Origin of the sequence: Mailhella massiliensis (assembly GCF_020741395.1) — a bacterium.
GTDB classification, from domain to species: domain Bacteria; phylum Desulfobacterota; class Desulfovibrionia; order Desulfovibrionales; family Desulfovibrionaceae; genus Mailhella; species Mailhella massiliensis_A.
In genome coordinates, this window is sequence record NZ_DYZA01000119.1 from 1 (window position 1) to 7,884 (window position 7,884).

The 7,884-nt window shown below is 59.4% G+C and carries 7 protein-coding genes; 6 read left to right on the plus strand and 1 reads right to left on the minus strand.

The window, feature by feature from the left end; translation table 11 throughout:
- The 6 genes from K8W16_RS06065 to K8W16_RS06090 all read left to right on the plus strand — a co-directional run.
- Nucleotides 1-203: hypothetical protein (locus K8W16_RS06065; protein WP_304122103.1), on the plus strand; the 203-nt coding region annotated here is incomplete at its 5' end.
- On the plus strand, nt 200-1,468 hold the full coding sequence (locus K8W16_RS06070) for a TRAP transporter large permease (protein ID WP_304122105.1): 1,269 nt from the start codon (nt 200-202) through the stop codon (nt 1,466-1,468). The genes K8W16_RS06065 and K8W16_RS06070, both read left to right, overlap by 4 nt.
- Nucleotides 1,469-1,498: 30 nt before the next feature.
- Complete coding sequence (locus K8W16_RS06075; RefSeq protein WP_304122106.1) at nt 1,499-2,503, plus strand: TRAP transporter substrate-binding protein; 1,005 nt, start codon at nt 1,499-1,501, stop codon at nt 2,501-2,503.
- A 74-nt stretch (nt 2,504-2,577) separates the two neighbouring features.
- Complete coding sequence (locus K8W16_RS06080) at nt 2,578-4,509, plus strand: FAD-dependent oxidoreductase (protein WP_304122108.1); 1,932 nt, start codon at nt 2,578-2,580, stop codon at nt 4,507-4,509.
- A 24-nt stretch (nt 4,510-4,533) separates the two neighbouring features.
- Nucleotides 4,534-6,465 carry an FAD-dependent oxidoreductase gene (locus K8W16_RS06085; protein WP_304122109.1) on the plus strand — a complete coding sequence of 644 codons (1,932 nt, stop codon included), beginning with the start codon at nt 4,534-4,536 and terminating at the stop codon, nt 6,463-6,465.
- A gap of 104 nt (nt 6,466-6,569) precedes the next feature.
- Nucleotides 6,570-7,292 carry a hypothetical protein gene (locus tag K8W16_RS06090; protein ID WP_304122111.1) on the plus strand — a complete coding sequence of 241 codons (723 nt, stop codon included), beginning with the start codon at nt 6,570-6,572 and terminating at the stop codon, nt 7,290-7,292.
- Between the two features lie 31 nt (nt 7,293-7,323).
- On the opposite strand, the gene K8W16_RS06095 is transcribed toward K8W16_RS06090, so the two are convergent.
- On the minus strand, nt 7,324-7,884 hold a 561-nt coding region (locus K8W16_RS06095), incomplete at its 5' end, for a transposase (RefSeq protein WP_304122113.1).

Below are 7,884 nucleotides of genomic sequence, written 5' to 3' on the forward strand. Positions count from 1 at the left end.
TTATCTTCATCGTCTATGAAGGTTCTATCATGACTATGAAAGTATGGCGCATTGAACAGCTTGCCATATCTATACCGCTTCCCATATGGATTGTATGGGCATGTATTCCTTTCAGTGCTTTTTTAACCGTATTACAGTGTTTCAAAAACATCTATGAACTTGTATCCGGACACAAGCTGGACGATGCAGGAGAGAAGGCATGAACGAACTGACCTTCATGTTTATCATACTCGCATGTATGCTGTTCATCGGCGTCCCCATCGGCGTTTCTCTCGGTATGGGAGTAATCGGCGCTCTGTGGTGGTCCGATGAATCCATGATGTTCTTCACCCAGAAGCTTTTCAATAACTTCGACTCCTTCCCCCTGCTGGCCATACCCTTTTTCCTGCTTTCCGGCGATATCATGGCAAGAGGCACTCTTGCCGACACCCTGCTGAATTTCTGCCGAAGCATGCTCGGCCACCGAAAGGCGGGCATGGCTTACATCACCATTGTTACCTGCCTGTTCTACGGCGCCCTCTGCGGGTCGGCCGCAGCCACCACCGCCGCCGTCGGTGCCACCATGATTCCGGCCATGGAAAGGGAGGGCTACCCCAAGTCCTTCTCTACTGCGGTCAACGCATCTTCCGGGGCGCTCGGCATCATCATCCCCCCGAGCATCCCCATGATCCTCTACGGAGCCTTCGGCGGCGTTTCCGTCTCCAGCATGTTCATCGCGGGCATTATTCCCGGATGCTTCGTCGCCCTCATGCTCATGGCCACGGCAGGCTTCATCTGTGCAAAACACGGCTACGGCAACGTACTGCCCAAAGCCAGCGCCCGGGAACGCTGGGAAAGCTTCCGCGAAGCCAAGTGGGCTCTCGGCGTGCCGATCATCATCCTGGGGGGCATCTACGGCGGCATCACCACCCCCACCGAAGCCGGCGTAGTGGCAGTCATCTACTCCCTCATCGTGGAAATGTTCATCCGCAAATCCATGACGCTGCCGCTGCTGTGCAAAATCATGGTGGATTCCGCCAACACCCTCGGCCTCATCATGCTGGTGCTCATCACTGCCAATGCGCTCGGCAACATCATGATGCTGGCCAATATCCAGGAAACCCTGCTGCACTGGGTGCAGTCGCTGACCAGCAGTTCCTATGTTCTTGTGGCCATTCTTCTCATCCTGCTCTTCATCCTGGGGATGTTTGTCGAAGTGTCCGCCATCATCCTTATCTTCGCACCCCTGCTCGTTCCCATCGTCACCAGCTACGGCATCGATCCTGTACATTTCGGCATCGCCTTCATCGTATCCATGTGCCTCGGCGGCCTCACTCCTCCCGTCGGCGTCAACCTGTTCATCGGCTGCAGCATCAGCGGGCTCAACATCGCCATCCTCACCAAGGCTATCCTGCCCTTCATAGGGGCGATTCTTCTTGCCGACTTCATTCTGGCGTATGTCCCGTTCTTCAGTCTGTGTCTTCTGTAATCCCATCCACACTCTAGCATGGAGTTCCCTATGAAAATGCGCTTCCTCTCCCTGGCTCTGGCCCTCGCGCTGAGTATCACCGGCACCGCCTTTGTGGCAGACAGCTATGCCGCACCCAAAAAAATCAAGGTCTGGACGGGCAACCCTGAAGGGGATCCTATCCTTGCCGGCATGAAGGATGCCTTCAAGCCCTTTGTGGAAAAGGAATCCAACGGCAAATATGTGGTGGAAATCTACCCTGCCATGACTCTCGGCGCTTCCGATTCCGCCTTCCAGGGAGCCCAGTTCGGAAGCATCCAGATCGTGGTCGACTCTGTGAACAATATCGGGCAGTTCATTCCCCAGTTTGCAGCCTTCGACGTTCCCTACCTTCTGCCCGACGAAGAAAAGCTGGAAAGAGCCTTCAACTCCAAAGCGGTAGAACATCTGTGGACCTTCGCGGAAAAGAAAGGCATCAAACCCCTTAATGTAGTGCTGGCCACCTACCGCGGCATTCTTTCCACAAAGCCCATCCTCAAACTGGAAGACACCAAGGGCGTCAAGGACAGAACCTCCAGCTCCAAATATCACATTGCCGCCATGGAAGCCCTCGGCTTCATCCCCACTCCCATGGCGGCATCGGAAGTGCTGACGGCCATACAGCAGGGCGTCGTCGATTCCGTGGACTATGAATGGCATGCTTTCGTGAACCAGCGTATCGTCGACGTGGCCAAGAACCTGCTTCTGTCCGATCACCTGCCGGTGCTGTATATGGCCTACACCAGCTCCGACTGGTGGGACGGCCTTTCCAAGGCCGACCGGGAAATGTTCTCCAACGCTCTTGAGGTCTACCGGCAGCACGTCATCAATATCTACAAGGAACGCAACTCCCAGGTCCTGGAAACCATGGCCAAGGACTTCGGCGTCACCATATCCCGCCTGAGCCCTGAAGAAAAAGCCCGCTGGATTGAAGCTTCCAAAGCTTCCCTGAAGAGCTTCCCCGCCGATATCGCAGCACTGGCGGAAGAAATCCGCGCTGCAGGCGAAGGCAAATAGTCAAACCTTTCAGAGGCGGGGCAGGGCAACATGCCGGCCCCGCTTTCTTTTCCATACGCTATCAGGAGAACGCCATGAAATGTCTTGAACCCGCGCGCCTCGGCACGCTGGAGCTGCGCAACCGTCTTATTTATCCGCCCATGGTGACCAGCTTCGCCACGGAAGAAGGCTTCGTCACCGACAGACTCATCGCCTACGCGGCGGAAAGGGCGCGCGGCGGAGTCGGGCTTTATACTCTGGAAGCCACCTATGTCACCGCCCAGGGCAAGGGATTCGGAAGAGGCGTAGGCATAGACAGCAATGACAAGCTCCCCGGCCTCAGACGCCTGACCGACGCCGTGCACGCCCAGGGCGGAAAAATTTCCGTACAGCTCCATCATGCAGGGCGCGAAACGTGGAGCGCAATCAGCAATATGCCGGTAGTGGCTCCCTCGGACTGCCCCGTGGCCTATTCCGAAGAACCGGTGCATGTGCTCACGCAGGAAGAAATCGCCGTCCTCGTGGGGCAGTTCGCCCAGGCCGCCGCCCGCGCAAAGGAGGCAGGCTTCGACGCCGTGGAAATACACGGCGCGCACGGCTACCTTCTCACCCAGTTCCTTTCCCCCTACACAAACAAGCGCACGGACGCCTACGGAGGTTCCCTGGAAAACCGTGCGCGCCTCAGCCTTGAAGTCATACGGGCCGTACGCGAAGCCGTGGGGCCGGATTTCACGGTGACGTTCCGCATGACGGTGGAAGAGAGCCTGCCCGGCGGACTGCCCCTTCAGGACGGCGCTGCCGCCGCAGCCCTCTTTGCCGGCACCGGCGCTATCGACGCCATACACATAGTCTCCGGCAACTACGCCACGCATCACACCGTCATCCCCCCGGCAAGCGAAGGCTACGTCATCAACAGGGCGCGAGCCATTGCCGTGCGCCAGGCCGTAGGGCCGGACTTCCCTCTCATCCTCGCAGGGCGCATCAAAACCGTGTTCCAGGCTGAGGAACTCATACAGAGCGGCATTGCCGACTTCATCGCCATGGGCCGCGCCCTTATCGCCGACCCTGAACTTCCCCGCCTCTGCGCGGAAGGAAAGTTCAACAGCGTCCGCAACTGCCTCGGCTGCAACGACGGCTGCGCCATGCGCACGGGCATAGGGCTCGACACTCTCTGCGCCGTCAACCCCTTCATGGGCTTTGAAGGGGAATTTCCCCTGGAAGAAAAGGCGGAGCGCCCCCTGCGCATTCTCGTGGTCGGCGGCGGCCCCTCAGGCATGGAAGGCGCGTGGTATGCCGCGCGCAGAGGGCACAGCGTCACCTTGTGCGAAAAACAGTCCCGCCTGGGCGGACAGTTCTTCCTGGCTTCCCTTCCTCCGTTCAAGAGCGACCTTGCCATTTATCTGTTCAATATGGCCCATCGCCTGAAGGATGCCGGGGTCGACGTGCGCCTGAACTGTGAAGCGGACGCCGATTTCATCCGCAACTTCCATGCGGACAAAGTCATACTTGCCACGGGAAGCCGGCCTCTTTCCCTGCCCTTCAAGGGGCTGGAAAGTGTGGCGCACCTTTTTGCCAATGAAGTGCTCGACGGCCGGCTCGACGACCTCGGCTCCCGCGTCGCCGTCATCGGCGGCGGCCTGGTGGGTGCGGAAACGGCAGAATACATCGCCCGCACCGGCCGGGAAGTGAGCATTGTGGAAATGGCGGACGATATTGCCCAGGGCATCCACCCCGTCATGCAGGACTTCCAGAAAAAACGCCTCGCCGCCCTGGGTACGACTGTTTTCACCGGGCACAGGGTCCTTTCCTTTGAAGGCTCCTCCATCACCGTCCAGGCAGACGGCAAGGAAAAAGTCCTCGGACCTTTCGATACCGTGGTTCTCGCCCTGGGCTCCCGTGCGGACGACACGCTCCGCCGTGAACTCGACAGGGCCGGCATCGCCTGCCTCAGCGTGGGCGACTGCGTGCAGGCGGGCCGCGTGCTCGCCGCCGTAAGTTCCGCCATGCGAACCGTTTACCAACTCTAAATTCTGCGTATCAAGGATACCCCCATGCAGTCCCCCATATTTTCCCCCGTGCATATCCATGCGCTCACGCTTCCCAACCGTATCGTGCTGCCGTCCATGGTCACCAACTACGGCGCGCGCAACGGCGAAGTCACCGACAGACTCATCCGCTACCATGTGGAGAGGGCCCGGGGCGGGTGTGCGCTGAACATTCTTGAGGCCACCTGCATCGACAGAGGCGGCCTGAGCTTCGCCCGAGGACTGGCTCTTGACTGCGACGCCATGATCCCGGGCATGCGCCGCCTTACCGATGCGGTGCATGCCGCCGGCGGCCTCATGGCCGTGCAGCTCCAGCACGGCGGCCGATGCGCCCTTCCCCAGTTCTCCGGGCAGCCGCGCCTTCTCGTGTCCCAGCTCCCCGGCGTGACCAGTGATGAAGAATCCCGGGAACTGACGGATGAAGATATCCGCCGCCTTGTCCGCGCCTATGCCGATGCCGCAGACAGGGCAAAACGCGCCGGATTCGACGCCGTGGAACTTCACGGCGCCCACGGCTACCTTATCCTCCAGTTCCTCTCCCCCCGCACCAATCAGAGGCAGGACGAATGGGGCGGAACGCCGGAAAAACGCATGCGCTTCGCGCTTGAAGTCCTCAGGGCCGTCAGGGAAAAGGTGGGCCCCGGCTTCCCCCTTCTGTTCCGCCTTTCCGTGGATGAACTCATTGCCGGCGGCCTCACCCTGGACATGGCCTGCGGCATAGCAAAAACTCTGGTTGAGGCAGGCATCGATGCTATTCATGTTTCCGTGGCCTGCCCGGAAACCAATCAGTTCGTCACGGCCCCGGCCTGCATCCCCATGGGCTGGAACGCCGAGCGCGCCGCCGCCGTCAGGGAGGCCGTGGGAGGCCGTATTCCCGTCATCGTGGTGGGACGCATACACGACCGTGCCACGGCGGAAAAGATCCTCAACGAAGGCAAGGCCGACCTGCTGGCCGTAGGCAGGGCGCAGATCGCCGACCCGCAGTTCGTGAACAAGCTGAAGGCCGGAGCCGACGACTCCATTATCCCCTGCATGTCCTGCAACGACGGCTGTATCGCCTCTACGGCCAGAGGGGAAAGCGTGACATGCGCTGTGAACCCCCGCGCCGGGCATGAACTGCTCTGGCCCGAAGTCCCCTCCGGCAGCCCCCGGCACGTCCTTGTCATCGGCGCGGGGCCTGCCGGCATGACGGCCGCCGCCACGGCCGCCGCACGCGGCCACAGGGTGACGCTGCTGGAAAAGAAAGCGCAGCCGGGCGGGCTTCTCAACACCGCCTGCCTGCCGCCCCACAAGGAGCTGTATAAAAAGCTCGCTCTCAGCATGGAGCGCCGCCTCGGCGAGCTCGGCGTGGAGATACTCCTCAACCGCGAAGCCTCCCCGGAAAACATCCGGGAGATTGCCCCGGATATCATCATCGCGGCCACGGGTTCCGTAGCGATGATTCCGGGCTTCTGCCGCAAAGCAGCCCCGCTCCTCCACAGCGCTGAGGAGGTCTTGCGGGGCGCTCCCGTGGGAAAGCGCGTCATCGTGCTCGGCGGAGGACTCGTGGGCTGCGAGACGGCGGAATTCCTCGCGGAAAAAGGGCACGAAGTCACCGTGCTGGAACTGCGTGATTCCCTGGCCCCGGATCTGGAAACGCGCGCCCGCCGCCTGCTGCTGCCCCGGCTGGAACAGCTCGGCGTCTCCTCCCTTCTTCAGTGCGAGATCACGGATATCAGCGAAGAAGGACGCATCAGCATACGAGACCGCTTCCGCAGGGAAAAGGAACTGCCCGCGTTCGACAGCATCGTGCTGGCCCTCGGCTACCGTTCCGACCTGAGCATACACCCCATGCTGGAAGATTGCGGCATCCCGGTACGCTATGTCGGCGACAGCGTGCACGCGGGCAAAGTCATTACCGCCGTGCGAAGCGCCTTTGAAACGGCATACGGGATCTGAACCTCCCCCGGAAGGCCCCGCCGCTCCCGACAGTCGGCGGCGGGGCCCTCACCGTGCGGCACGGCAAAGGCCTTCACCTTGAAAGCAATACTTCTGGAGGTATCATGCCACTGTATGATTATCCCCGACATACGGACAAACTGATCGTGCTCATGTCTTCAGGCGACGGGTTCCCTCTGAGATCATGGTATCTCGGCGAACATGCCCCCCGGACGGCAGCCCTTGAGGGAATAACTGAATACCGGGCCAACATCCTTTCCGAACAGGCGCTCAACTGCCTTACCAGGGATACCAACGGCGAAGACCCGTATGGAGTACAGGCCGTGGATGAAATCAAAGGCGCCCGCTGGGAGGATATAAAGGCATTGTATGAGGGGCTGCATATCATAGGCGCGTACCGCGTCACGGAATATATGATACGCGAACTTCACACCGACAGGCCGACAGGGAGAAAAAGCCCGGAGATCAAACGCATTGCCCTGCTTACCAGACCTGTCGACAAAACCCATGAACAGGCAATGGAATACTGGCTTGAGCGCCATCCCTCTTTCTGTTTCAGGCATCACAGCGGAATGGCCTCTTATTCCCAGAATCACGTCGATGGAGTTCTCACGGAAGATTCCCTCCCGCTGGACGGCTTCCCCATCCTCACCTACTGGAACGAAGACGCCCTGCGCTTCGGACACTTCAGCATGGAAGATTCCAAAAGGCTCATGGTGGAGGACTGCCGCCATTTCCGTTCCACGTCCTTTGTCGTAACAGTAGACGAGTACATCATGAAGCGACCCCGCTCCTGGAGAGACGCCCCCTGCCGTACCCCCGCCTGAAACAGCACTTCCTCCCCTTCCCTGCCGGGTCTCAGCGCCCCGGAAAGGCTGCCGCGTTCCGTTGCACAGACGTCAACGCGGCATATTTCTGCGGAACACGCGCTGAGGGCAGTTCCATGTCGCAAAAGGCTGCATGCGCAGAAAATCTGTTGCGCGAGAAGGCCTTTCCCGGGAAAACTTTACAGTCAGGACCACCCGTAACACGGGTGGCTTGTACTTGCTCGCGCCTTAGGGGCGCCGGCTTGAACTTCTCAGGTCGGCGCCCTGTCTTCTTTCCATGATTCAAGCCCCATGTACTTTGACTCACAGCCTGCTCCTCAAGAAGCTTGCCCTGCTTCGGACTGAACGGATCCGTATATTCTTCAGCCGCCCTCTTATCGAGCATGATATCCCCTCTATCCTGATCCCTTATATATTTCCTGATGAACACTTCGTTCAAGCCTGCCGTGCTGACGTAATATCCCACACTCCAGAATCTTCGATCGACATACCCGTATTTCAGTTGGAAAATTTCATCAAAAATCATCAGGAAACTTTTACTCTTTATATACCCCATGACTGACAATATCGCATATTTCTGCGGTATCATCAC

Bases quoted from the DNA above. Each gene is read 5' to 3' on its own strand.
- K8W16_RS06090 (WP_304122111.1), top strand. From the start codon at position 6,570: ATGCCACTGTATGATTATCCCCGACATACGGACAAACTGATCGTGCTC.
- K8W16_RS06085 (WP_304122109.1), top strand. From the start codon at position 4,534: ATGCAGTCCCCCATATTTTCCCCCGTGCATATCCATGCGCTCACGCTT.
- K8W16_RS06080 (WP_304122108.1), top strand. From the start codon at position 2,578: ATGAAATGTCTTGAACCCGCGCGCCTCGGCACGCTGGAGCTGCGCAAC.
- K8W16_RS06075 (WP_304122106.1), top strand. From the start codon at position 1,499: ATGAAAATGCGCTTCCTCTCCCTGGCTCTGGCCCTCGCGCTGAGTATC.
- K8W16_RS06070 (WP_304122105.1), top strand. From the start codon at position 200: ATGAACGAACTGACCTTCATGTTTATCATACTCGCATGTATGCTGTTC.